The organism is Shewanella sp. CAL98-MNA-CIBAN-0140 (assembly GCF_040309905.1).
GTDB classification, from domain to species: domain Bacteria; phylum Pseudomonadota; class Gammaproteobacteria; order Enterobacterales; family Shewanellaceae; genus Shewanella; species Shewanella psychromarinicola.
This window is the reverse complement of sequence record NZ_JBEOPI010000289.1, coordinates 1-237: the sequence shown is the minus strand read 5'-3', so window position 1 is coordinate 237 and position 237 is coordinate 1. Positions and strand designations below refer to the sequence as shown.

The following is a 237-nucleotide window of genomic DNA, read 5'->3' as shown; positions in this document are numbered from 1 at the left end:
ATGTATTGGTGGCTGAGCCTGAGGTCGCTAAGCCGCCTATGTATGCGGTGGTGATGTACAATGACAACTATACGCCTATGGAGTTTGTGGTCTATGTGCTGCAATCAGAGTTTAAGCATAACGTCGATTCTGCGGTACAAATCATGTTGACGATTCATAATACTAGTAAAGGAATAGCCGGTATCTATCCTAAAGATATTGCTGAAACAAAAGCCAAAAAGGTCAATAGCTTAGCGC

The 237-nt window shown here is 42.6% G+C and carries 1 protein-coding gene; it reads left to right on the top strand.

Annotation, left to right across the window (positions count from 1 at the left end):
- Positions 1-5 precede the first annotated feature (5 nt).
- Positions 6-237 (top strand): ATP-dependent Clp protease adaptor ClpS (locus AAEY93_RS21110; RefSeq protein WP_351079711.1); only part of this gene is annotated, 232 nt, incomplete at its 3' end.